Below are 22,162 nucleotides of genomic sequence, written 5' to 3' on the forward strand. Positions count from 1 at the left end.
TCCGTGAGTACTGCGTTTCGTTCGATGACGGCCTCCGTGATTGGAGACCGTTTTTATTCTGCAGGAGGATTCTTGACTTGATGCGCTTTCTCCCACTTTTCCTCGCGTTCATGCCTATTAGAATTTGTGCCATGTATGAAAACTCCTACAAGAGATACAAGAGTCCCGCCAAAAATTGCGCCGCCCGCTATCATTTCTCCCAGACAAAAACATACCCCTGAGAGAACAAATGCGGCAATTGCTATGTAGAACGCGTACTTTACTCCCAAGAGACTCCGTTCGCTTGAAGTCTTCACCGCTATCATCTCGATATTTTGCCGGTGCGTCGCCTGTTGCTCTGCCATCTTGAGTATACGATCCGCAGAACCAGGACACACTTTCTCGTACCCGGCCATCTCGTTTGAAGGGGGAAGAGGACTGCTGTAACTCAATGATTGTGAAGCGGCTACGATATTGAGTTCTGCCGGAGTCTGGACTTCCTACTTACGTACAGGTTTAGGTGTGGTATTCTTAGGCATATTCTCTCCAATCAGGCCAGAGCCACCTGCGCCATTGCACTGCGTATGTCATTACCCACAGCCGCCCAGTCATTAGCGAGTGCCAGATTATCCGCCTCTTCAGGAGATGCGGACTCGTTGAACATTACCATTGTGCCGCCCAAATCAAGGACAGCCCCCATTCCAGACCAGAAGGTAGGACGCGCAAACAAAAAATCTGTCATTATGAACCATCCTTTCCTCAAGACAATAATGAAGCTGTTGAATAAATTTTAGCAAAACGGCCAAGTCAGGAAGGGCAAGATAACCCGTCCAAGTAATCAGCCCACCACTGCATCAGCTTGATTCTCTCCGGCATGTATTCTGCGTGATTGTATGCCCCGCGCACCGTGTTTTCCTCAACGTGTGCAAGCTGTCGCTCGATTACGTCGCGGTTGATCCCGTGTTCATTGGCGATTGTTGAGAACATTGCCCGGAAGCCGTGCGGCGTGATTTGCTCCTTTGTGAAACCGATTGTCCGAAGTGCGACCCTGACTCCATTCTCCGACATACAGTGCCCGTTGTTGCGAGGAGTCGGGAACAGCCAGCGGCCGTTGCCCGTTATCGGCCTCAGTTCCTCAAGCACAGCCTTCACCTGCACGGACAGCGGGACTATATGGCGACGCTTCATCTTCATCTTGCCCGCAGGAATGTCCCAGACATCGCCCTTAATTTCCGACCATTCTGCAGAGCGAACCTCTCCCGGACGTGCGAACGTATACACAGAGAAGAGCATTGCACAGCGCATCACCGTGTAAGGGTAAGCCTTCATTGCCCGCATCAGGATTGCTATATCGGCGGGATTCGTGAGAGTTGCGTAGTGCTTGTTGTTGCGTGGCCGGAGTGCTCCTAGAAGCGCGGCGGTCGGATCGCTGTCGGTGTACCCTGCGGCTATGGCATAGCGATATATCTGCCCGATAACGGTCTTCACGCGTTTAGCCGTCTCATCATGCCCTGTATCCTCAATGCTCCGGCAAACCTGCAGAATATTTCCCGACGTTATCTCTCGGAGCGGCCAAGACCCGAGCGCGGGCAGTATGTATTTCTCGAGACGGAAGCGGACAGTGCGCAGGTAGCTCTCTGCTTTGTCTTTCATGCGGACGGTCAGCCATTCATCAGCGGCATCGGAGAATGTTTGCGGGACTCTGGCCGTTTTCAGCGTGGGACTCTCTCCTTTGGCTCTGGCCATCTGAATCTCATCACGTTTTATGCGGGCATCTTTAAGGGATAAATCAGGATACGGGCCGAGCGATAATTTATGCTCCTTGTTGTTTTCCCAGTAACGCAGAATCCAATATTTGCGCCCTGATGGGTCAACCCGAAGATACAGCCCTTTATCATCACGCACCATGTAGCTGTGTTCACGAGGCTTTGCGTTCTTGACCTGTAACTCTGTCAGCATTGTTCATTACTCCTTTCTTCGAGACCGTACAAAGACGGTACGGTGATTGCGTTGTACGGTTTCTTGTACGGTCATGTGTGGGCTTTAGGCAATTTTTGCCGATTATTCTCGGAGTAATGATAGCAGAAAACCCGCCTCTTCAGCGGGTTTATTTATTTCGTCGGTCTTTGCCGTGTTAGTCTCTGGTGGAGCTGAGGAGATTCGAACTCCCGGCCTCGACAATGCGAATGTCGCGCGCTCCCAACTGCGCTACAGCCCCAGTTAAGCAACAAGGGATATTTTATGCCCCGTTACCCTTCTTGTCAAATCATTATCTCGGAGCAGGTACTATGAACTTCTCAGAACCTCCCGCCAGAGCAGGAAGGCTTATCATGATGTCCTTGCTGCAGCCCGGCCGTATCGTCCTCGTTATGCGGTTCACTACCTCGCCGTTGTCGTCAAACACTTCCGCCCGAAGCTCGAACTCCGGCCCGACCGCACTCCTCACATCACGCTCGCGCGCCATGAGCTCCGCAGCTTCCCCGCCGTTCACGCTTACGTTCACCTGCGCAAGTGCCGCGTAGTCCCCGAGCGTCTTGTTGTCCAGAAAGACCCTGTGTTCCCTGCCTATCCAGAACATCCAGAAGCCCAGCCCGCACAGTGCCGCAATCAGTATCAGCCTCTGAAGCCACCTGAACAGGAAGCGGAAGAACCCTATGTCCCTCAGCAGGTACAGCAGGACGAACAGGATTGCTATTCCGCAGGCCGTGTACAGCTCCGGCTTCTGCCAGAACATCGTCATGAACTCGTTAAGGTACTCCTCGAACATTACGCTTCGCCTCCTTTGTTCCCGCGAAGACTTCTCCTCGAGGCCTCGCGTTCGCGGTTGCGCCTCCATGCGTGAAGAACCAGCGAGATTGCTATTATCCCGTACGACACGAACACCCGGAAGTATTCGCCGATCTGCGCATCACCGACAAGGTTCTTGCCCGCCACAGGCGCGACGATGAACATCAGGTGGAACAGAATCACTCCCACAAAGACATTTGCGATGCTGGCATGTGAGACGCTCGCCCCGCCGATGAGCAGTGCCGCGATTGAGAACATTCCAGTCTGGTCGTGGCTGTTGTAGGTGTTGAGAGTTCCCATGTTCTGTAGGTAGATTATCTGCCCGTAGCACGCAAGCACCGTCGAGATAATGATTGCGATGATTCGCGTCCTGTTCACGGCGATTCCTGCACTGTCTGCCACTGCCTGGTTCTGGCCGATTGCCCGCATGTCTTGGCCGAGCTTCGTCTTCTTGAACCACACAATGAACGCGCAGAACAGAGCAATAACGATAAGCGTTCCCAGAGGAATCCTGATTGAGGCCTTCAGGAACGGAAGGTGCATCACGAAGAATGAATTGACTCCCTGCATGTTCATGAAGTTCTTTGCGCCGTCAGTACCTGCAATAATTGTCGGTATCAGGTTGTCGAGCACTCCGCGTATCCCCACGAGGCTTACTGCGTTGCGGACTCCGTAACCCCTCGAGAGCAGAAGCGTCGGGTTAGTGATTGGAATCACCCAGCCCATAAGGTACAGCACAACCATCTGATACACGCCGTTGATGAAGAAGCCCAGAATGTAGCTCGTAACCATTTCGCGCCCCTTTGCCCTGTTGAGGACAGCTCCGCAGAAGATGCCGAGAACTATCGCGATAGGAGTTCCGATGAGGCAGGCGAGAATCATTCCGGGAATGCCGACGACTCCCCAGTCGTAGATAAAGAGTAACCCAATCTGCCCGGCCATTGCTCCGAGAACCATCCCGAAGTTCAGGCCCATTCCTGCCATGATGGGAATCAGCAGCGACAGAATCAGGAAGGAGTTTCTCCCTATGCGCGTCAATAACTCCTGCACAAGGTATTCTGCTGAGTAGCCGGAAAGAGGAATCGCGAAGGCAGATATTATGATGAAGACTGCCGGAACTGCGTTGCGTGCGATTATGTCGAAAAGTTTACGTACCATTCTAGCCACGCACCTTTCTCGTGAGAGCATAGAGGATCATTCCATTGCTCACGATTAACCTTATGACCTCTGACATGTCCGTCTGAAGGTAGCTGTTGATGACGCTCGGTGTCATTGTCAGAATGCCCTGAAACAGGAACGTACCCACAATGACATTCAGGATGCTGGCCTTGTTGACGCTCGCGCCTCCGAGAAGTATCGACGCAACAGCAGGAAGTGCCATGTAGAACGGCCCCATGTACAGCTGGATGAACCCGAAGCTCTGCTCGTACACGATAATTCCGATCGCACCGAGAACCGTCGAGAGCATTACGCTTATTGTGCGCATACGGTCAACGTTCACGCCGGACGCGCGGGCAAACTCAGGGTTAGAGCCAGCGGCGGTCATTGCTGTGCCGGTCTTTGTGCGCATGAATATCCACACCAGCACCGCCATCACCGCAAAGAATATCAGCATACCCGTCGGAATGTACAAGTGGTCGTTGATGTTCACGGACAGAGAATCGCTCAGCACGTGAAGCCAGTAACCCTCAACGCTTATTGTCGTACGCAAGCCCCTTCCGGCGTAACCCCAGACCATTGTGGGATGCTTGTACGGGAGCAGAAGCCACGCAATGCACATGAACGACACGGACGAGAACCCGACGTAGGTAGCTATCATCATCTCGTCGCCCTTAACGCGGTTCAACAGCTTTCCGTAGAACCAGCCGAGAACTGCCGCGATGGGTACGGCGATGATTATTGCCGACGCAAAGCCGATGGGCTCGCGCCACGCATCGACGAACTCCTGCGTCAGCCACGTGATGTGATGGCTTCCCGCGAAACTGACAAGACGCGTCATTATCTCGGTGTTCCACTCGATGGAGAGAGTCGCTCCCAGAAGACCGGCAATTATCCCCAGAGGAAGGCCGAAGTTCAGCCCGCAACCTGCCTGCACCATCGGTATCATCGCCAGAACCATTACGCCGTTCATTCCGAAGCGCACGAGGGTATTTGATAATGACGTGTCAACCCTCACGCCCACAAACGGAGCAGCTATGAACAATGCCAGCAGGAACAGCGCGATGATTATTCTCGGCCACCCTGCATTCTGAATAAATCTCCTAATCATTCTTCAGCCTCCTTATCCAGCCGGACATGACGTTTCTCGCCCATCATCAACATTCCGAACTCTTCAGCCGGGCTTGACGCGGGCAAAATTCCGGCGATCTCTCCCTTGTCCACAATCGCTACACGGTCGCACACGCTCCGCAGCTCCTCGAGCTCGGAACTGGTGATGATTATCGTTGTGCCGTTCTCCTTGTTGTAGTTCTTGAGCGTGTCGAGGACGAGAGTTTTCGCGCCGATGTCGATGCCTCGTGTGGGTTCGCAGATTAAGAGTATGTCGGGACGGAGCACGAACGCTTTTGCGAGGCAGACTTTCTGCTGATTGCCGCCGGAAAGTTCTCCTGCCTTCTGCTTCGGACCTGTGCACTTTATGCCAAGAGAATCGATGAACTTGCGGGTCTCCTTCGCCATTGCGAGCTCGTTCCTCATCTGGAAGATGTACGGTATCCCGATGAGGAATCTTCCCTGCGTCTGCATGGCCGTGAATGTAATGTTCCAGTCAAGCGGCTCGTCCATCAGAAGCCCGACTCCGCGCCTGTCCTCGCTGACAAAAGCCATCTTCCGGCTGAGTGCTGCTCTCGGCCTGTTGAGGGTCAAGCGTCTCCCGAACAGCCTGACCTTTCCGCCTGCAGGGTAAAGCCCCATGATGCCGTTGGGGATGCCGAGCTTGCCGTGCCCCGCGAGGCCTCCGATGCCGAAAATTTCTCCCTTCTTCACCTCGAACGACACATCACGCACGGTTTCGCCGGGCATGTCCACCCACAGATGCTCGACCTTGAGGGCAGGCTTGGGCTTCTTCTTCTTTTTCGGGGCAACAGCTAGCGTCTCATCAACAGTCGAAGCCTCGAGCGGCTCTTCTGGAATGTCGGGGATGTCCTCCCTGCGCTCGCTCTCACGCCCGACCATCAATGACGCTATCTCGCGCGTTGTCAGGCCTTCCGCCGGAGCGTCCGTGATCAGCCGCCCGTCCCTCAGAACGATGATGCGGCTGCAGAGTTCCTTGACCTCGCTCAGCCTGTGTGAGATGAACACGATAGCTATGCCCTTGCGCGCAAGTTTCCTGAGGGCAGAAAGCAGAATCTCCGCCTCCTGCTCAGTCAGCACTGCCGTAGGTTCGTCGAGGACCAGAAGCCGTGTGTTCTTGCGGTCAATCTCGCGGGCTATCTCGATGAACTGCTTGTAGCCGACGGGCATTTCGCTCACTACCATGTCGGGGCTGACGTTCACGCCGAGAGTGTTCAGGGCTGCTGCGGCTCTGCGGTTCATTGCGTCGCGGTCGAGCGTCGACACCCTGTCGCTGAAGACATAATCCATCAGCGAGCCGTTGAGGGGTTCGCGGTTCAGGAGAATGTTCTCGGTTGCCGTGAAGCCGGGTATTAACGAGAACTCCTGATGCACCATGCCGATGCCCTGAGCAAGTGCCTGATTCGGTGAAGTGAAGTGCACCTTCCGGCCGTCAATCTGGATGTCTCCCTCGTAGCCGCCCGTCGATGAGATTACCGGCATCCCAAAAATTATGTTGAGGAGGGTCGATTTCCCTGCGCCGTTCTCTCCGACGAGGCCGATGATTTCGCCGGAATCCACTGAGAAGGATATGTCGGACAGTACGCGGTTGCCGTAAAATTCTTTGCCTACGTGATCAAGCTGTAACAACAAATAAATCACCTCTCATTAATAAGAAAAAGGGAATGCGTCAGCTTTTACCTTGCGCACTCCCTGAGTGTTGCCTGTTAATGCTTCAGCCTTGCAGTTACTGTGCGGCAGGGGTCATGCGTATCTGGAAATACTTTTCGGGTATCTCGACATCCGCCAGTCCGAGATACGTCCCGCCGAGAACGTACGTGTCCTGACGAAGAAGCACGAAGTGCGGGTTCTTCACGCCGCTGACTGCATCGACGAAGTAGCTTCCGCCCCAGTGTGCGCCCGGGCAGAACTCGTCATAAGCCTCGCGCATCTCCTTGAGTGCCTGAGCACTGCCGATCTTGCCGGTGTACGTGCCTTCGACGTAACGCTTGCCGTACTCCACGAGAGCCGCCGTTGTCGTGTAGCCCCACGAGTAAGCCCACGTGCCCATTCTGCCGCCGCCTCCAGCCTTGACCACTGCGTCCTCGAGCTTCTTGAGGATTGCGGGCCAGTCGCCGTTCTCTTCGGTGAAGTCGATTCCGAGTGCTCCGGGATAACCCATCAGCGGTGAGGGAAGGTCTGCCTCGACGAAATACCCGCCGAGTCTCGCAATCTGGCGAAGCAGGGGCTCAGTGTGTCCGTCGTTCGTGCAGAAGAACGCCGCGTCCTTGCCGTACTTCTCGATCCATGCGGGCATGTTCTCGAGGATGTACTGCTGAGCTCCGGCCATTCCTACATCGCTCGTCGGGTCGGGTGCTGTCTCGAACACGAACTTTATGCCGAGATCCTTGCAGGCTTCCTCCATGATTGCACGGCGCAGGCCAAGAGTCTCGTAGCTCATGTGTCTCGGGAAGGAGATGTGTACGAACGTCTTTGCGCCCATCTTCTGTGCACCGAGCGGAATCGTGTAGCCGCGTCCGATGTGGTCAGTGTGCGTCGCGATGTCGGCTGTCGCGCTGATTACGCCGGGGTCTTCGTGGGGTTCGCCGGCAAGAAGCAGGATGTCGCTCCTCTTCTCGCGTACACGTCTGAAGGCCTCTGCTGTGCCTGGAACTGCCTGGTTCACGACGATAACCTTCATGAGCGGGTCATCTGCGAGACCGACTATCTGGCTGATTGTCGTCTCCTGCTCGCTGGGGAAGTTGTCGGGGTACGTGATGTGCGTAATCATTCCGCCGTCCTTCGCGTCGCCGTACATCTTAATCATCAGTTCCGCGCCCCTGAGGTCGTCCTCGCTCTGGGAGACTGTTCCCGTCATCACTCCGATGTGGAACTTCGCGGGCTCTGCTGCCCAGACTGCTCCGGCTGATACTGCGCAGACAAGCACAAGTGAAAGTATTGCTTTCAGCTTCATGAATAATCCTCCTTAATGAAAATTTGGGGTATGAGTATTATAGCAGTTGCAGAAGAAAAAGCAGGGCAGAAGAATTACTCTCCTGTCCTGCCGTGTTTCGTGAGGCTGTGTGGTCTACGAGGCTTTTCTGGACTCCCGCGCGACTGCCTCGTCTATTGCGCAAGCCAGCTGATCCGCGCATGATGTCGGACGATGCCCGCACGTGTTGCCGCGAAGAATGTCCGCAACTTTCACCGCGTCAGCTCCCTCTATGAGACGGGAAATAGCCGCAAGATTCCCCTTGCACCCGCCAGCGAAATTAACGCTGTGAAGCCGTCCGTCCTCTATCTCGAATGTTATTTCCTTTGCGCAAACTCCTGAAGGTGTGTAATCAAACATCATTGTTATCTGCTCCTCTCGTGATTATCTCTCTCAGCTTACCTACACTTTCGGCGGTCATTGCCTGTCTCCTTAACTCCGCTGCACCCCTCGAAAACCTCAGCACGCTTCCTGCAAACCTCTTCAGCAACACCAACGCCCTATGTTCCCCCGAAAGCTCTTCTGCCCTGTGCGAGAACCTTATCAGCTCATTGAGCCTGTCCTCGTTCGTCCGTGAAAATCCGCAAAATTCCTCAAACAGGAATATGTTTGACATTATACCCCTTGCCAGCATTATTACAACACATCCGTATCCAAGATACTCCTGAATGTCATCCACAGTTCTTACGTCTCCGCTCGCCCCTATGAGGCCGGGAAAAAGTGCCGCTGCTTTTCTGAGTATTTCTCTGTCAGCAACGCCTTCATACCTTTGCGCGCATGTGCGACCGTGAATACACACGTTATCCGCTCCAGCCTCAGCAAGAACCTCAACGAGCCTCAGCGTGTCCGCATCGTCCTCGAGCCTGCGAATCTTCACCCACACAGGCAGCCCGAGAGCCTTAACGCCCCTCACCATACGCGCGGCCAAGTCAGGCTTCTTCATGAGGGCAGCACCAGAACCGTTGCGGGTAATCTTCGGCATGGGACACGCCATGTTGATGCCGAAAGCAGAGAAGCGCGCGCACTTCTTCATGACGACTTCAGCACCCTCAGCTATCAGCCTGTCATCATTGCCGAAGAGCTGGACGATTAACGGGGCTTCATGCTCAGAGACGGCGAGCATGTCGAACGTCTTTGCGTTGTTGCGGACAAGCCCCGCACAGCTAATCATCTCCGTGTGAGTGAGGGAAGCTCCGTGCTCCGAGAAAAACTCTCTGACGGGAAGAGACGTTATCCCCGCCAGAGGTGCTAGGCACAGAGGATTCCTCAGCTCAATTCCGCCCGTTGACGCGCTCATGAATCAGCTTCAGTCCCTCCAGCGTCAGCCACTTGTCCACAACGTCAATGTTACGCGCGGCCTTCTTCATCAGGCCTGCGTGCCCTCCCGTCGCGACGACCTTTGCCGTGCTCATGCCTTCTTCCGCGCGAATCATCTCTATGATGCGGTCAGTGAGTCCGGCGTTCCCGAAAAGAATCCCAGCCTGTATAGCTTCTTCAGTGCTGCGGCCTATGACGCTCTCGGGAATGTTCAGCGCAACCTGCGGAAGTTTCGCGGCCTTCGAGAACAGCGCAGAGATGCCGGAGTTCAGGCCGGGAGCAATCACGCCGCCGAGATACGCACCTTCCGGCGACACAACGTCGAAGGTTATTGCTGTCCCGTAGTCCGCAACGATTAACGGAGAGCCGTACTTCTCGCGGCCTGCGTAGGCGTTGACGATGCGGTCTGCTCCGACTTCGCGGGGGTTGCGCGTGAGAACCTGCATACCCGTATCAGTGAGGGCGTTCACCTGCAGGGGCTCAACGCTGAAGTAACGGCGAATCGCTTCCTTCATCGGGAAGTCCAGAGATGGCACGACTGACGCGAATGCCGCCCCGTGAATCTTCGAGGGCTCAATGTGTGCAATCTGCAGAAGGTTGAGCAGGTATATTCCGAGCTCGTCGGACGTGTGGAGAATTGATGACAGCCTCCACTGCGCTATAAGTTCGTCTCCGTCGTAGATGCCAGCAACAGTCGTCGTGTTGCCCGTGTCGATTACCAGTAACATTATTCGTTCACGCTCCCTGCAATGTAGCCGGTGCTCCAGCACATCTGAAGGTTGAAGCCTCCGCTCGGGCCGTTGAGGTCTAGGACTTCTCCGGCAAAGTACAAATTATCGCACAGCTTTGACCTCATCGTCGCGGGGTCTATCTCCTTCAGGCTCACTCCTCCGCGCGTAACTACTGCGTTGTTGAAGCCCCAGAGGCCGTTGACGGTCATGCGGATGTCCTTCATCAGACCCGCGAAGTCGTCAGCTTCCTCTTCGGTGATGTACTCGACGGGCTTGTCGTGGGGAATGTCGCAGAGCTCGAGCAGAAGCCTGACCATCTCCTTCGGGACAAGTTTTCTGACGACGCGGAAGAATCTCCCCTGTCCCTTGAGGGCGGCAATCTCACGCATTATTCTCGCCCTGAGAATCTCACGCGTCAATGAAGGCTTAAGGTCAAGAGAGAAGACCAGCTCGCCCTTCCAGTCGGGGACGTGAGAGCTCAGCTCCATGACGATGGGCCCGGACACCCCGAAGTTCGTGAACTCCATCTCGCCGAACCTGCTATCGACCTCTTGGCCGTCAAGAATAACGTGAAGCCTGACGTTGCGGAGGTTGCACCCGCTCGCGAGCTTCGGCCAAGTCTCCGCTGTACGTATCGGCACAAGTGCGGGGTAGAGGTCGGTTACTGTGTGGCCTGCCTGGCGGGCGAAAGTGTAGCCGTCTCCCGTCGAGCCGGTGCGGGGGTAGGACTTTCCGCCGGTCGCAACAATGTACTTCGATGCTCTGAACTCGTCGCCCTCAGAGATTATGTAGTCTACGTGCCCGTTCCTGACCTTCAAGGCCTTCACGGGTGAACTACGGATGATGCTGACCCTGTTCTTCTTGCACTCGAGAAGAAGACGGTCAAGCACCTTCTGGCTTCCGCCTTCTTTGGGGAAGATTCTCTTTCCGCGTTCCTCGACCATCTCAACGCCGATGTTCGCGAAGAAGATCATTGTTTCGCGCGGGCCGAACCTGCTGAATGCTGAATATAAGAACTTTCCGTTGTCGCCGTAACGCGCAATGAACGCATTGATGTCGTCTTCCGCGTTGGTGAAGTTACACCGTCCGCGCCCTGACAGTAACAGCTTTTCGCCGACGGAGGGATTCTTCTCGATGACAGCGGTTTTCTGCCCCAGCGATGAGGCTCGTACTGCCGCCATAAGTCCCGCCGGGCCTCCGCCGATAATAATTGTGTCGAATGTCTGCATGTTTCACCTCTCCACAAAATTTTCATGATTACTTATATAGTATAATAGCAACATTTTCTAGCACATTAACTAAAGGTGTGAGCTTATCATGCATGTTCTCAGACGACAAACAATTTACATCATGGCAGCCGTTCTGCTGATACTGTTCCTGAATCATCCGGGCACGTCTCACGCGTCGGTATCTATGACCCTACAGCAGTACGTCAACGAAATTCTCCTGAACAATCATTCGTTGCGTGCGGGCATCAAGAACGTTGAGGCGGATTACTACTCCGTTCTTGCTTCGGTGAGTACGCAGAGACCCAGCGTTGCGGTGACAGCGACAGGCCAGTACGCCACCAAACAGCAGATGCAGGAAAACGTTACGGTCGGAAGTCTGGGTCTTAGGCTGACGCAGAGGATCGACATCTCCGGGAGCTACGGCCTCAACGAAAAACAGAACATTGTCGGCTACGAAGTAACGCGCGCGAACTTCCACAACGCGGTCAACAGCCTTATAGCCGCCGCAGAGCAGACGTGGTGGAGCGCAGTTCTTGCCCGCGAGAACATGAAGCTCCAGAAGGAGATTCTGCTTCAGCGTTCGGAAAACCACCGCGTAACGATGGAGAAGTTCAACCAGGAGCTAGTCCCGAAGCTGGACATTGTGAGGAGCGAGGCGCAGGTTGTTGACGCAGAGGCTACGGCAAAGAGCGCGGAGACCACGTACCTCAACCTTCTTGCGGAACTCTCGCTTATGGCGGGAGGGCTTGACGTTGAGCCGGTCGACGAGGAACTTCAGGTGCCTGTGTTCAACGTGAACATCAGCTTTGAGGAGGCACTGGAGGCACGTCCCGACATGAGGGCGGCACGCCTTAACCTCGAACGCGCAAAGCTGGTGAGGAAGCTCACTGCTAAGGGAATGTCCCCGACGCTGGATTTCGGCTTTCAGTTCACGGCATGGGCAGACCCTGAGTTCGCGACAACGCCGAACAACCGACAGGCCGGAGCATCACTTACGCTGAGCGTCCCGATAACGGACGGCAAGGGCACAAAGTACCGCACGATGAACACAGACCGGCTCATTCAGGCAGCAGAAGCTAACCTCGAGGCACTGCGTGAGACGACCCGCCGGGACATTGCCGTAGCCATGAACAACTGGCGCAACGCCGCCGCACGCGAACAGGACAAACAGCGTCAGGTAGAACGTTCGGAGGAAGAGCTGAGAATCACCGAGCTGATGTACGCCGAAGGAATGGGGGCGCAGATTGACCTGATTAACGCACAGACAGCATATCAGGCAGTCAGGACGGAGTACCTCGACGCAATCAGGGGAATGTACGTCGCACTTGTTGCGCTGAAACAGGCTATCGGCGACTACGCGCCCGACGAGAACGGTACGTGGAAGGAAGCCCGCGAACGTTACGGCAAGGGCAATGACGTTATAGGCGAGACCGGGTTAATGCTCCTGAGGACGTACAAGTGAAGAGAACGCTAGCATGTATAATTCTGGTGCTTGCTGTGTTCACCGGCTCGGCAGAACCGGCCGCAAAGACGGTCGACCCGAGAGCCCGCAACATCTACCAGCTGTTCACGAAGGCTAACCCGAAACTTGCTGCGGGGACGGCGAAGAAGTACGTTGACATAGTCATGGATGCCGCAAAGAAGTACAAGCAGAACCCGTACGTCATCGCGGCAATAATCGTCCACGAGTCAACCGTCAACGCTAAGGCAGTCTCTAAGGGCGGGGATTATGGCCTTATGCAGGTGCGCTGGAAGGTTCACGAGAAGGCGATTAAAGCTGAATACCCGAAAATCAAGAAGGCAAGTGATTTCTTTGACGCACGGACAAATATATTCTTCGGGACAAGGATACTCAGCGAGTGTGCGGCCAAGTCAAAGGATCTGCGCGGTGCTCTGCTGCGTTACAGCGGAGGCGGCGAGAAAGTTACTGCGAAGGTCATGAACACGGTCAAGGAACTTCAGGCGATGGACAAGCCTGCTAAGAGGAGGAAATAATCAATGCGGAAAATTTTTGTCGGCGCAATTCTGGCGGTGCTCCTGTGCGGGAGTGCTGGTGCTGATGTGGTCTACACGACGGACGCGGGAACTCTCGGGCTGATAAAGATAAGCAGCTCAACCAGCGCGGACCTCGTAGGGACGCAGTACACCGGCACGGGCAGTGATTCGCTTCTGGGCTCGTACTGGAACGGGAGCGAGACACGAGTCCTCGTCATCAACAGGGACAGCACCACAGCTTCCGGCGACGTGGCACTAACCTTCAGCCCGTCGAACCTCACAACGCCGCTGAAGTCGAGCGGAGACATCCTAGCCGGTGTGCACAACGCAAGGTCTATGGCCGGTTCAAATACGGGAAGGTCAGTGTTCTTTGCGTCAGGGAACAGGATTTCGGAGTTCAGGACGGACGATTTTTCGGCGGTACGTTCCTACGACTACACGCCGGGCGGCAGCATCAAAGCCGTCATAAGCACCGCGTCCCGCATTTATGCCATCGCGGAGGACGAGGCTTCTGGTGATGTGATTCTCGGTTTCGACGGACAGCTGAAGGAAGATGTGCAGGACTTCGTGAAGGCATCTGCTCCCGAAGGAACGGCAGCGTTGTCGTGGCTGAGCGGTTCGAGGGCGGCTGTGGGTCATGCTTCGGGAGTGTCCTTGTGGAGCAGCAACATATTCACCTTGCTCGTGAGCTCGGACGCACCTGTGAAGTCCCTGTGCATGGATGACGAAGGCGGCTTCTACTTCGCGGAACAGTCCTCGTCCGGCGACGTGTACACCACCACGCTGAAGCATTATTCCGGCGGCGAGGTGTCGTCAACGCTCTTCACGTCAACAGACGGCAGGGGCTGCAAGGTCTTCCGCCACGATAGCGAAAGCGTCCTTGCGGCAGTCATCGGCTCTAACTTGAGGCTGTACAGCATGAAGGACGACGCGCTCATAGCTTCGTACGACGCATCAACGCTCGGCGGGAATCCCCTGAGTGTTGCGGCAAGTTCGGTGAGCGGGGATGACGGAAGCTCGGGCAGCAGCGGATGTGAGCTCTCCGGCTTGGGAGTTATCCTGCTGGCGGGATGTGCAGTAATCATGAAACGCAGATAATAATTATGCCCCCCGTAACGTTTGGGGGGCTTTGCTTTATCCTCCGAGATATGCTTTTCTCACATCTTCGGACGCTAACAGTTCCTCTCCTGTCCCTGTCGTAACAATCCGGCCTGTCTCCATCACGTAGCCTCTGCTCGCAATGCTTAGTGCCATCTGTGCGTTCTGTTCGACGAGCAGAATGGTTGCTCCTGACTTGTGAAGGTCAGCGATGATGTCGAAAATCTGTTCAACGAGAATCGGCGCGAGTCCCATTGACGGTTCGTCGAGCATGAGGAGCTTCGGACGGCTCATCAACGCTCTGCCCATCGCGAGCATTTGCTGTTCACCGCCGGAAAGAGTCCCTGCCGTCTGGTTCATGCGTTCCTTCAGGCGCGGAAACAGCGTGTAGACCTTCTCGAGGTCTTCGGCGATTCCCTTCGTCTGCGTGTAAGCTCCCATCTCCAGATTCTCCTGAACCGTCATCTGTGCGAATACCCTTCTGCCTTCAGGAACCTGCGCCAGCCCGAGCTCAACGATTCTGTGAGGCGGAATCTTGGCCAGAGGCTCACCCAAGAATGACACGCTCCCTGTCGACGGGTGAAGAAGCCCGGAAATCGTGTTTAGGGTTGTAGACTTGCCCGCACCGTTCGCACCTATCAGCGTAACTATCTCGCCGTTGTACACCTCGAACGAGATGCCCTTTATCGCGTGTATGCTTCCGTAATACACATTGATGTTCTCAACCTTCAAGACGGGTTCACTCATGATTTCGCCTCCTTCTTGCGGCCAAGATATGCCTCAATAACAGCAGGGTTGCTCTGAATCTCGTCGGGCGTGCCTTTGGCGATTACCTGCCCGAAGTTCAGTACGCAGATTCCGTCGCAGATGTTCATCACGAGGGACATATCATGCTCAATCAGTATAATAGCAATCTGGAACATGTCATGCACCTTCCTGATGCTGTCCATGAGTTCAGCTGTCTCTGAAGGGTTCATTCCCGCCGCAGGTTCGTCAAGCAGCAACACGCTGGGATTCGTTGCGAGCGCACGGACAATCTCGAGCCTCCTCTGTGCACCGTAAGGCAATGAGCCCGCCGGAACGTCCGCAATGTTCTGCATGTCGAAGATGGATAACAGCTTCAGAGTCCTTCTGTGTGCGGCTATCTCTTCGCGCTTGTAGTTCGGCAGACGGAGAATCGCACTTAACATGTTGTAGCGCATCTCGTTGTTCATTGCGGCCTTGACGTTGTCGGCGACAGAAAGATTCTTGAACAGCCGGATGTTCTGGAACGTACGGGCAATCCCCGCGCGGTTGACCTGAATCGTGCTCATCCCGTGAGTGTCCCGCCCCTCAAGAAGGATTGTCCCCGTCGTGGGCTGGTAAACTTTCGTGAGGAGGTTGAACACCGTAGTCTTGCCCGCACCGTTCGGCCCGATGAGCCCGACAATCTCAGTACGTCCTACAGTCAGGTTAAAGTTGTCGACTGCCTTGATGCCTCCGAGCGTTATTCCGAGATTCACGCACTCAAGCACTGGTGCTCTTGCCGCGTCCCGTTCAGGAAGAATTGACTTCGAGGGAACGGGAACGTACTTAGTCTTCTTGCGTGCCATTTACTCCGCCTCCTCTTTGCGCCTGAAAGGGTTAAGCCCGGCAAGGAATGACTTTATCTCTGCATTGTTGGTCGCCAGCATCATGACGATAAGGACAACGGCATAGAGAAGCATTCTGTATTCCGAGAACTGCCGGAGCTTTTCCGGAAGAATCGTCAAGACTGCCGCCGCTATGATTCCTCCGAGCATGTTTCCCTGCCCTCCGAGAACAACGAACACCAGAATCAAGATTGACGTGTTGAAGTCGAACTTGTTTGCCACGACGGTGGAATAGTTCATCGCGAAGAGCGCACCCGCCGCACCGGCAATTGCCGCAGACATCACGAAAGCCATCATCTTGTACTTGGTGATGTCGAGGCCGATGCTTTCCGCCGCAATCCTGTCATCACGTATCGCCATGAATGCGCGTCCGTTCCGTGAGCTCACGAGGTTGAAGACGATCATCAATGCAATCATCAGCAGAACGAACCCCGCCGGGAAAGTAGCTATCTTCTGGATGCCGCTTATTCCCATAGGCCCGCGAATGATTAACCGCCCGCCTTTGAGGAGACGCGTTGTGTCGGATAACATGCTGAAGTGCAGACCCTGAGAGTCCACGCCAAGATAAAAGTTGTTGAGAATGCTCTTGATGATTTCGCCGAAAGCCAGCGTAACTATCGCGAGATAGTCGCCTTTGAGCCTCAGTACTGGAATCCCGATGAGGAAGCCCGCAACCGCCGCGAACACCGCCGCAACAATCATCGCCAGCGCGAGCCTCACGGGAGCATTAGTGATTGTGCCCTGCATTAGAATCGCTGAGGTTACACCGGCGAACGCACCGACGGACATAAACCCCGCATGCCCCAGCGACAATTCACCGAGAATCCCGACGACGAGGTTCAGGGACACCGCCATAACCATATACGCACAGATAGGCACGAGCATTCCGCGCATCGACGAGCTGAAGAGCTTTGTACTGCTCATCACCTGACAGATTACGTACGCTACAATCACAACTGCGTAAGTCAGGTAAATACGTCTTGCTTCTGCCCTCTTGAGGTTAATCAGTCTCTTCATCGTCAATCACACCTTCTCCTGTATTGCCCGGCCGAGAAGCCCCGCAGGCTTCACCAGAAGCACAACGATCAACACCGCAAACACAACGGCATCACTGAGCTGGCTGGAGATGTACGCCTTCGCGAAAATCTCTATCACCCCGAGCATTATACCCCCGAGAAACGCACCGGGAACGCTCCCGATTCCGCCGAACACCGCCGCAGTGAATGCCTTGATGCCCGGAAGTGCTCCCGTCGTCGGCATCAGCGTCGGGTACGCAGAGCACAATAACGCTCCGGCAATTGCCGCAAGTCCCGAACCTATCGCGAACGTCATCGAGATTGTTGCGTTCACGTTAATTCCCATGAGGGTAGCCGCCCCCTTGTCCTCTGAACACGCGCGCATAGCCTTTCCCAGACGCGTCTTGCTGATGAACAGCGACAGCACAACCATAATCACGAGGCACGTCGCAATAGTCAGCACAGTAACGTGTGAGACAGACAGCCTCCCGTCGAACAGCCTGAACGCTCCGCGACCGACAATTGACGGGAAAACTTTAGGGTTCGACGACCACAGAAGAAGTGCTGTGTTCTGGAGAAAGTAGCTCATTCCGATTGCGGTAATCAGGACAGCGAGGGACGGTGCCTGACGTAACGGCTTGTAGGCGAGACGCTCGACGATTATCCCGAGAAGAGTGCAGAGCAGCATTGCCACAGCAACACCGAGAAACGGATTCAGGCCATACCGCGAGACCGCGTAGAAGCACACATAGCCTCCGACCATGATTACATCACCGTGTGCGAAGTTGAGCATTTTGGCGATGCCGTAAACCATCGTGTAGCCCAGAGCTATTATCGCGTAGATGCTTCCGAGACTTATTCCGCTGATAAAGTAATTCAGGAATATCATTGTGAAAAGTTTAATGCCTCCTTGTACAAAAAGAGGCAGCCTGAGAGTTTCACTGCTGGCCGTAACTCCCAGACTGCCCCGCGAAAATTTCTGCTATCTGTTAGTCAAGACCGACATACGCGCCGTCCTTGATGACCATTCCTTTGGGGTCCTTCGAGACTTCGCCGTTCGCCGCCCACTTGACGTTCTGGCCGGTTACGCCGTTGAAGGTCATCGTCGTGAACTGCTCGATCATCTTTGCGCAGAGTGCCTCAGCGTCCATGTCAGGGGTTGCCTTCGCGAGGGAGAGTGCCTGGCAGTACGCGTAAACGCAGTCATAGCCGTCCGCCGCAAACTGGTTGGGGACTTCTCCGTGCCTCTTCTGGTACTCGGCTACGAACTTCACCGTCTTTTCGTCCTTCGCGTCTGCGTTGAACGGAGTAAGAAGCATTACGCCCTCCGCAAGTGCCTTGTCGAAGCCTTCCATCGTGAGGATACCGTCCATTCCGTCGACACCGAACCACTTCGGCGCGTAACCCATTGCCTGAGCCTGCGCGAGAATCAGTGATGCGGGCTGGTAGTACATCGGCAGGAACACAAGCTCTGCGCCCTTCTCCTTAGCCTCCGTGAGCTGTACGGAGAAATCAGTATCGTTTCCGTCCGCAAATGTCGTCTCGCTGACAACCTCGAGCCCGACTTCAGGTGCTTTCTCCACGAACGTATCACGGATGCCCTTCGAGTAAACGTCGTCGTTCTTCCAGATTACGGCTACCTTCTTGGCGAGGCCTTTTCCGGCGATGTACTGCGCTGATGCTGTGCCCTGATTCGGATCAACAAAGCACATCTGGAACACGTTATCTTTGCCCTCAGTTACTGCCGCGCTTGATGCTGACGGTGTGAGCGCGAAAATCCTGTCAGAGAAATTCTCTGCGGCTGTGGCTTCTGCCGGCTTCGAGGTTACCGAGCCCAGAGATACCTGCATTCCCCAGTCCTTCAGCGCGTTGTAGGCGTTGACTGCCTTCTCTGCGTCGTGGGTGTCGTCCTCGTAACGCAGCTCGAACTGTATATCTCCGCCCATTGCGTTGATCTCGTCAACAGCTATCTGTGCTCCGCGCATTGCTGCCATTCCGTAAATCGCCGCGCCTCCAGTAAGAGGTCCTGTGCCTCCGATCTTGAAGGCTGCTCCGAACGCACTTGCTGCCATTGCCAGAACAAGAACCGCGCAGACCAAAATCTTCTTCATCGTGTTAATGTCTCTCCTTGTCGTGATAAATTTATGCTCTTCCCTGAAGATTCATCACGGCCATTCTTGAACCTTCAGAGGTTGAAGCCTCGAGCGTGTACAAAAAATGCGGCCTTCTTCTTCAGCCGCAAAGATTGTCTCCTAATGATTAATGGCGCGCCAGGCAGGATTCGAACCCACGACCTAAGGCTCCGTAGGCCTTCGCTCTATCCAGCTGAGCTACTGGCGCAATTGCGTCTCTTAATGGCGGTGGGTGTGAGATTCGAACTCACGATAGAGGTTTTAGCCCCTATACTCACTTAGCAGGCGAGCGCCTTCGACCTACTCGGCCAACCCACCATATCACGCAAATTGTTTCGTGGAAAACGGGGGATATATTACCCCGCCGTTAATTTCTTGTCAAGAATCGGACTTTCTCCTGTTGCAGTTTTTGCACAGCATCTGGCAGTTGTCCGCGACAGTGTGCCCTCCCTCGCTCCAAGGGATTATGTGGTCAGCTTCCATCTCGTTCAGCTCGAAGTGTCCTCCGCAGATGGGACAGATGCCTTCCTGTCTCTTGTAAACAATGCGCTTTATCTTTATGCCGAATTTCCGAATGTGAAGGTGTCTCTCTTCTCCGTCTATAAGGTACTCGTAAATTCCTGCGAGCCTCGTAACATCTTCGTCTTCTGTGAGCTCTGCTATTCTCTGCGCGAATCCTGCTGTGTCGTAATTTCTTGTGTGGTATTTGTTGTAGAACTTTCCCCATTCTATGCCCTTCATCTGGCGCGTCGTCTCGGGGAAGAGGAGCTTCACCCAGTTAATGACGGCCTGAAAGTACAGCCACATTTCGTTTGCGTTGTCGTCATGCTGGTGAAAGGACATGTATCTTTTCACTGCGTCTAGCCCCCTCATGCCGTCGCGTTCGGCTATCCACTTTATGACCGTCTCGAGGTAGTCCTGCCGTGATGGGTCTCCGCGCATGTATTCTTTGGCGAGCTTGTAGGCTTCGCAGTTACGGCGGCTGAAGCGGCGTTTTGCGTCGGTGAGCCATTTTCCTGTCAGTGCTGCGTTGAGCTGTTCCTGCTGGTTGAGCTGTTCTCCCTTCGTGTTGATGACCTCGAACCATTCAAGAATTTCGTCGACCGAGCCCTCGCAGATGTAAATCATGAGGTTGTAGCCGAGAATCTTTTCTGCTTCGTCGGGAGTGAAGCTGTGGAAGTACAGCCCGTCGTATTCGGTTTTCCTGTCGAGGAAGCGGCAGATGCTCAAGGTTCGCTGCTGTCCGTCGAGGAGCTCGAACGTTCCGTCCTCAGAACGTATCCAGTACATTACGTTGATGGGGCGGCCGTGCATTATGCTCCTGATGACTTCGTACTCCTGCTTGGGCTTGTAGACAAATTCGCGCTGGAAGGCCGGGCGGATGTCAAGAAGGCCGTGATAGCCGCGCACTCCTTCGCTGTCGGAGTTGACGTAGCCGTCGAAGAGTTCGCGTACTGTGATGTTATGAAGCTCTATGTTCATCTTCCAGCATTCCGAAGCTCCGTTTGAGTTCCTCTGAAGTTATGAAGACGTGGCAGTCAGGGTCATGCTTGATTTCCTCAATCATCTCCAAGTCCCATTCGTCGGGTTCTTCTGAAGGAATAAGTGCCCATTCTGCAGCTTCCTTGAAGTTGCTGCTGATGAAGTCCCACAGCTTGGCGGCCTCCTCACCATCCATAACTTTTGCCGCTATTATGTTCCTCCTGTGAAGCTCGTCCATCTTGGGCTTTGGGTGGTAATGCAGCTCGTCATCATTTATGCTCATTAGTGTTTTCCTCCTTTGTAGGCATCCCCGCGCGTCTTGATGCGTGATATGAAGATTATATATCCGTTTTCATCAAACAGTACCCTGTAGCTTCCTACGCGAAGCCGCCAGCCTGTTCCGCCCTCCATGCGCTTGATGTCTCCTTTGCGTTCCGGGATGCCATTGATAGCAGTAATTATACGCTCTCTTGTGGCTTCGGTCTGCCTGTCAAGAAATTTCCGTGCCTGCTTTGAGTACTCTATTGTCTTCATGCCTGAGCCTCCTCCGCTCCGTGATGAATTATCGAGTAGAACGAACCGTTCTCGTCGTACTGTTTCTTCCGGATTAGGATTCTCATGTACGGATAAACTTTCTTTCCGTCTTTCGTGTAACGCAGATCCTTTCCGTCGTCTCCCTTCCTGAAGCCTACTATCTCGAACTGGTCGGGGTTGTACTTGTCGAGAAACGTTATCGGCACTCCCATAACGCCGTCATAGCCGTACGGGATGCGGTCCGTGCGGCTCACCTCGATTGCGTCGTAGTTGTCGTAGCGGGGGTAGGCTTCGGGCGTGTAGGGGTAGAGCAGCGTCAGGAACTCGTGCCGCTTCGTGATCGGAAGGTTCGTGTACCAGCAAGCCATTATGTGCTTCAGCCTCCGCCCCTGTTCGTCGGTTTTCTCGTAGTTCTCGTAGCTCGGAACTTCCAGCCAGAAGTCGCTGTTCATGTTCCGATGCCCAAGCCACATCTTGCCCTGCTGAATCAGAGGGAAAATCTCCTTGTAGGTTACGGCGTTCTTGTTCCCGACGATGAGAAACTTCTTGTTGTACTGCATCATGAGCGCGACGAACTCACGGAAGAGCGAGAAGGGCGGGTTCGTGATGACTATGTCCGCGTCCTTGAGGAGCTCCACGCACTCGGGACTGCGGAAGTCCCCGTCGCCGTCAAGGACTCTCACCGTGCAGCCAATCTGGTGCTCCAGCATGTAGCGCACGTCGAGAATGTCAGTGCGGCCGTCGCCGTTCCAGTCGCGGTAGTCGGTGATTGTCGCGCAGTAGGGTTTGCGCTTCGGGGCGGGAGTGTCCTCCTCGAACAGGCTGAGCTGTTGCTGGGCGATGGGGCTTCCCGCGTAACAGGTTGCCGTGAGCTTCCTGATGCCAAGATACGAGAACTGAAGCGCGAGATACCTGAAGAAGCTGCTCTCGAATGGGTCATCGCAGTTGCACAGAATCTTTGCGCCCCGAAA

At 54.7% G+C, this 22,162-nt stretch carries 24 protein-coding genes and 3 tRNA genes; 3 read left to right on the forward strand and 24 right to left on the reverse strand.

The features are described 5' to 3' along the window. Positions 1-53: 53 nt before the first annotated feature. The 13 genes from IJT02_08425 to IJT02_08485 all read right to left on the reverse strand — a co-directional run bounded on the left by IJT02_08425 (position 54) and on the right by IJT02_08485 (position 11,303). Positions 54-431: a DUF2335 domain-containing protein gene (locus tag IJT02_08425; GenBank protein MBQ7544954.1), complete on the reverse strand. Its 378-nt coding sequence runs from the start codon at positions 429-431 to the stop codon at positions 54-56. A 98-nt stretch (positions 432-529) separates the two neighbouring features. Next, positions 530-721: a hypothetical protein gene (locus IJT02_08430; protein ID MBQ7544955.1), complete on the reverse strand. Its 192-nt coding sequence runs from the start codon at positions 719-721 to the stop codon at positions 530-532. A gap of 65 nt (positions 722-786) precedes the next feature. Beyond that, complete coding sequence (locus IJT02_08435) at positions 787-1,938, reverse strand: integrase arm-type DNA-binding domain-containing protein (protein ID MBQ7544956.1); 1,152 nt, start codon at positions 1,936-1,938, stop codon at positions 787-789. A 183-nt stretch (positions 1,939-2,121) separates the two neighbouring features. Then, positions 2,122-2,197 (reverse strand) — tRNA-Ala (locus IJT02_08440). 51 nt (positions 2,198-2,248) lie between these two features. Next, the gene (locus IJT02_08445) at positions 2,249-2,746 is read right to left on the reverse strand and encodes a hypothetical protein (protein ID MBQ7544957.1); all 498 of its coding nucleotides are present in this window, start codon (positions 2,744-2,746) and stop codon (positions 2,249-2,251) included. Further along, entirely contained in the window at positions 2,746-3,924 is a 1,179-nt protein-coding gene (locus IJT02_08450) for an ABC transporter permease (protein MBQ7544958.1), read from the reverse strand. Before IJT02_08450 ends, IJT02_08445 begins: the two co-directional genes overlap by 1 nt. Position 3,925: 1 nt before the next feature. Beyond that, complete coding sequence (locus IJT02_08455) at positions 3,926-5,035, reverse strand: ABC transporter permease (protein ID MBQ7544959.1); 1,110 nt, start codon at positions 5,033-5,035, stop codon at positions 3,926-3,928. After that, positions 5,032-6,696 (reverse strand): sugar ABC transporter ATP-binding protein, encoded by a 1,665-nt coding sequence (locus IJT02_08460; GenBank protein MBQ7544960.1) that lies wholly within the window; start codon positions 6,694-6,696, stop codon positions 5,032-5,034. Before IJT02_08460 ends, IJT02_08455 begins: the two co-directional genes overlap by 4 nt. An 85-nt stretch (positions 6,697-6,781) precedes the next feature. Continuing rightward, positions 6,782-8,008 (reverse strand): DUF3798 domain-containing protein, encoded by a 1,227-nt coding sequence (locus tag IJT02_08465; protein ID MBQ7544961.1) that lies wholly within the window; start codon positions 8,006-8,008, stop codon positions 6,782-6,784. Positions 8,009-8,122: 114 nt separating this feature from the next. Next, on the reverse strand, positions 8,123-8,389 hold the full coding sequence (locus IJT02_08470) for a TIGR03905 family TSCPD domain-containing protein (GenBank protein MBQ7544962.1): 267 nt from the start codon (positions 8,387-8,389) through the stop codon (positions 8,123-8,125). Further along, complete coding sequence (locus IJT02_08475) at positions 8,379-9,323, reverse strand: tRNA-dihydrouridine synthase family protein (protein MBQ7544963.1); 945 nt, start codon at positions 9,321-9,323, stop codon at positions 8,379-8,381. Before IJT02_08475 ends, IJT02_08470 begins: the two co-directional genes overlap by 11 nt. Then, positions 9,298-10,071, reverse strand: a complete 774-nt coding sequence (locus IJT02_08480) for a type III pantothenate kinase (protein MBQ7544964.1) — start codon at positions 10,069-10,071, stop codon at positions 9,298-9,300. The genes IJT02_08475 and IJT02_08480 overlap by 26 nt, the downstream gene beginning before the upstream one ends. After that, positions 10,071-11,303 carry an NAD(P)/FAD-dependent oxidoreductase gene (locus tag IJT02_08485; GenBank protein MBQ7544965.1) on the reverse strand — a complete coding sequence of 411 codons (1,233 nt, stop codon included), beginning with the start codon at positions 11,301-11,303 and terminating at the stop codon, positions 10,071-10,073. The genes IJT02_08480 and IJT02_08485 overlap by 1 nt, the downstream gene beginning before the upstream one ends. Positions 11,304-11,424: 121 nt before the next feature. On the opposite strand from IJT02_08485, the gene IJT02_08490 reads away from it, so the two are divergent. From IJT02_08490 to IJT02_08500, 3 genes are read left to right on the forward strand one after another with little or no spacing between them, the layout of a single operon-like run. Next, positions 11,425-12,765, forward strand: coding sequence for a TolC family protein (locus IJT02_08490; GenBank protein ID MBQ7544966.1), 1,341 nt, complete (start codon positions 11,425-11,427; stop codon positions 12,763-12,765). Further along, complete coding sequence (locus tag IJT02_08495) at positions 12,762-13,298, forward strand: transglycosylase SLT domain-containing protein (protein ID MBQ7544967.1); 537 nt, start codon at positions 12,762-12,764, stop codon at positions 13,296-13,298. The genes IJT02_08490 and IJT02_08495 overlap by 4 nt, the downstream gene beginning before the upstream one ends. A 3-nt stretch (positions 13,299-13,301) precedes the next feature. Next, positions 13,302-14,396 carry a hypothetical protein gene (locus IJT02_08500; protein MBQ7544968.1) on the forward strand — a complete coding sequence of 365 codons (1,095 nt, stop codon included), beginning with the start codon at positions 13,302-13,304 and terminating at the stop codon, positions 14,394-14,396. Between the two features lie 36 nt (positions 14,397-14,432). Here the strand turns inward: IJT02_08500 and IJT02_08505 are convergent, their stop codons facing one another. From IJT02_08505 to IJT02_08555, 11 genes are all read right to left on the reverse strand, one after another. Continuing rightward, the gene (locus IJT02_08505; GenBank protein ID MBQ7544969.1) at positions 14,433-15,143 is read right to left on the reverse strand and encodes an ABC transporter ATP-binding protein; all 711 of its coding nucleotides are present in this window, start codon (positions 15,141-15,143) and stop codon (positions 14,433-14,435) included. Next, on the reverse strand, positions 15,140-15,988 hold the full coding sequence (locus IJT02_08510; protein MBQ7544970.1) for an ABC transporter ATP-binding protein: 849 nt from the start codon (positions 15,986-15,988) through the stop codon (positions 15,140-15,142). The genes IJT02_08505 and IJT02_08510 overlap by 4 nt, the downstream gene beginning before the upstream one ends. Beyond that, positions 15,989-17,044 (reverse strand): branched-chain amino acid ABC transporter permease, encoded by a 1,056-nt coding sequence (locus tag IJT02_08515; GenBank protein MBQ7544971.1) that lies wholly within the window; start codon positions 17,042-17,044, stop codon positions 15,989-15,991. Positions 17,045-17,050: 6 nt separating this feature from the next. Next, the gene (locus IJT02_08520) at positions 17,051-17,932 is read right to left on the reverse strand and encodes a branched-chain amino acid ABC transporter permease (protein ID MBQ7544972.1); all 882 of its coding nucleotides are present in this window, start codon (positions 17,930-17,932) and stop codon (positions 17,051-17,053) included. Between the two features lie 100 nt (positions 17,933-18,032). Then, on the reverse strand, positions 18,033-19,154 hold the full coding sequence (locus IJT02_08525; protein MBQ7544973.1) for an ABC transporter substrate-binding protein: 1,122 nt from the start codon (positions 19,152-19,154) through the stop codon (positions 18,033-18,035). Positions 19,155-19,306: 152 nt separating this feature from the next. Beyond that, positions 19,307-19,383 (reverse strand) — tRNA-Arg (locus IJT02_08530). 15 nt (positions 19,384-19,398) lie between these two features. Next, positions 19,399-19,493 (reverse strand) — tRNA-Ser (locus IJT02_08535). Positions 19,494-19,553: 60 nt separating this feature from the next. Beyond that, positions 19,554-20,657 carry a DUF262 domain-containing protein gene (locus IJT02_08540; GenBank protein ID MBQ7544974.1) on the reverse strand — a complete coding sequence of 368 codons (1,104 nt, stop codon included), beginning with the start codon at positions 20,655-20,657 and terminating at the stop codon, positions 19,554-19,556. Then, complete coding sequence (locus IJT02_08545) at positions 20,638-20,940, reverse strand: hypothetical protein (GenBank protein ID MBQ7544975.1); 303 nt, start codon at positions 20,938-20,940, stop codon at positions 20,638-20,640. Before IJT02_08545 ends, IJT02_08540 begins: the two co-directional genes overlap by 20 nt. Beyond that, the gene (locus IJT02_08550) at positions 20,940-21,191 is read right to left on the reverse strand and encodes a type II toxin-antitoxin system RelE/ParE family toxin (protein MBQ7544976.1); all 252 of its coding nucleotides are present in this window, start codon (positions 21,189-21,191) and stop codon (positions 20,940-20,942) included. The genes IJT02_08545 and IJT02_08550 overlap by 1 nt, the downstream gene beginning before the upstream one ends. Then, a partial coding sequence (locus tag IJT02_08555; GenBank protein ID MBQ7544977.1) for a hypothetical protein occupies positions 21,188-22,162 on the reverse strand: 975 nt, incomplete at its 5' end. The genes IJT02_08555 and IJT02_08550, both read right to left, overlap by 4 nt.

Source organism: Synergistaceae bacterium (assembly GCA_017450125.1).
In the GTDB taxonomy this organism is placed as follows: domain Bacteria; phylum Synergistota; class Synergistia; order Synergistales; family Aminobacteriaceae; genus JAFUXM01.

Bases quoted from the DNA above. Each gene is read 5' to 3' on its own strand.
- IJT02_08430 (MBQ7544955.1), bottom strand. From the start codon at position 721: ATGACAGATTTTTTGTTTGCGCGTCCTACCTTCTGGTCTGGAATGGGG.
- IJT02_08435 (MBQ7544956.1), bottom strand. From the start codon at position 1,938: ATGCTGACAGAGTTACAGGTCAAGAACGCAAAGCCTCGTGAACACAGC.
- IJT02_08445 (MBQ7544957.1), bottom strand. From the start codon at position 2,746: ATGTTCGAGGAGTACCTTAACGAGTTCATGACGATGTTCTGGCAGAAG.
- IJT02_08450 (MBQ7544958.1), bottom strand. From the start codon at position 3,924: ATGGTACGTAAACTTTTCGACATAATCGCACGCAACGCAGTTCCGGCA.
- IJT02_08455 (MBQ7544959.1), bottom strand. From the start codon at position 5,035: ATGATTAGGAGATTTATTCAGAATGCAGGGTGGCCGAGAATAATCATC.
- IJT02_08465 (MBQ7544961.1), bottom strand. From the start codon at position 8,008: ATGAAGCTGAAAGCAATACTTTCACTTGTGCTTGTCTGCGCAGTATCA.
- IJT02_08470 (MBQ7544962.1), bottom strand. From the start codon at position 8,389: ATGATGTTTGATTACACACCTTCAGGAGTTTGCGCAAAGGAAATAACA.
- IJT02_08475 (MBQ7544963.1), bottom strand. From the start codon at position 9,323: ATGAGCGCGTCAACGGGCGGAATTGAGCTGAGGAATCCTCTGTGCCTA.
- IJT02_08480 (MBQ7544964.1), bottom strand. From the start codon at position 10,071: ATGTTACTGGTAATCGACACGGGCAACACGACGACTGTTGCTGGCATC.
- IJT02_08485 (MBQ7544965.1), bottom strand. From the start codon at position 11,303: ATGCAGACATTCGACACAATTATTATCGGCGGAGGCCCGGCGGGACTT.
- IJT02_08490 (MBQ7544966.1), top strand. From the start codon at position 11,425: ATGGCAGCCGTTCTGCTGATACTGTTCCTGAATCATCCGGGCACGTCT.
- IJT02_08500 (MBQ7544968.1), top strand. From the start codon at position 13,302: ATGCGGAAAATTTTTGTCGGCGCAATTCTGGCGGTGCTCCTGTGCGGG.
- IJT02_08505 (MBQ7544969.1), bottom strand. From the start codon at position 15,143: ATGAGTGAACCCGTCTTGAAGGTTGAGAACATCAATGTGTATTACGGA.
- IJT02_08510 (MBQ7544970.1), bottom strand. From the start codon at position 15,988: ATGGCACGCAAGAAGACTAAGTACGTTCCCGTTCCCTCGAAGTCAATT.
- IJT02_08515 (MBQ7544971.1), bottom strand. From the start codon at position 17,044: ATGAAGAGACTGATTAACCTCAAGAGGGCAGAAGCAAGACGTATTTAC.
- IJT02_08520 (MBQ7544972.1), bottom strand. From the start codon at position 17,932: ATGATATTCCTGAATTACTTTATCAGCGGAATAAGTCTCGGAAGCATC.
- IJT02_08525 (MBQ7544973.1), bottom strand. From the start codon at position 19,154: ATGAAGAAGATTTTGGTCTGCGCGGTTCTTGTTCTGGCAATGGCAGCA.
- IJT02_08540 (MBQ7544974.1), bottom strand. From the start codon at position 20,657: ATGAACATAGAGCTTCATAACATCACAGTACGCGAACTCTTCGACGGC.
- IJT02_08545 (MBQ7544975.1), bottom strand. From the start codon at position 20,940: ATGAGCATAAATGATGACGAGCTGCATTACCACCCAAAGCCCAAGATG.
- IJT02_08550 (MBQ7544976.1), bottom strand. From the start codon at position 21,191: ATGAAGACAATAGAGTACTCAAAGCAGGCACGGAAATTTCTTGACAGG.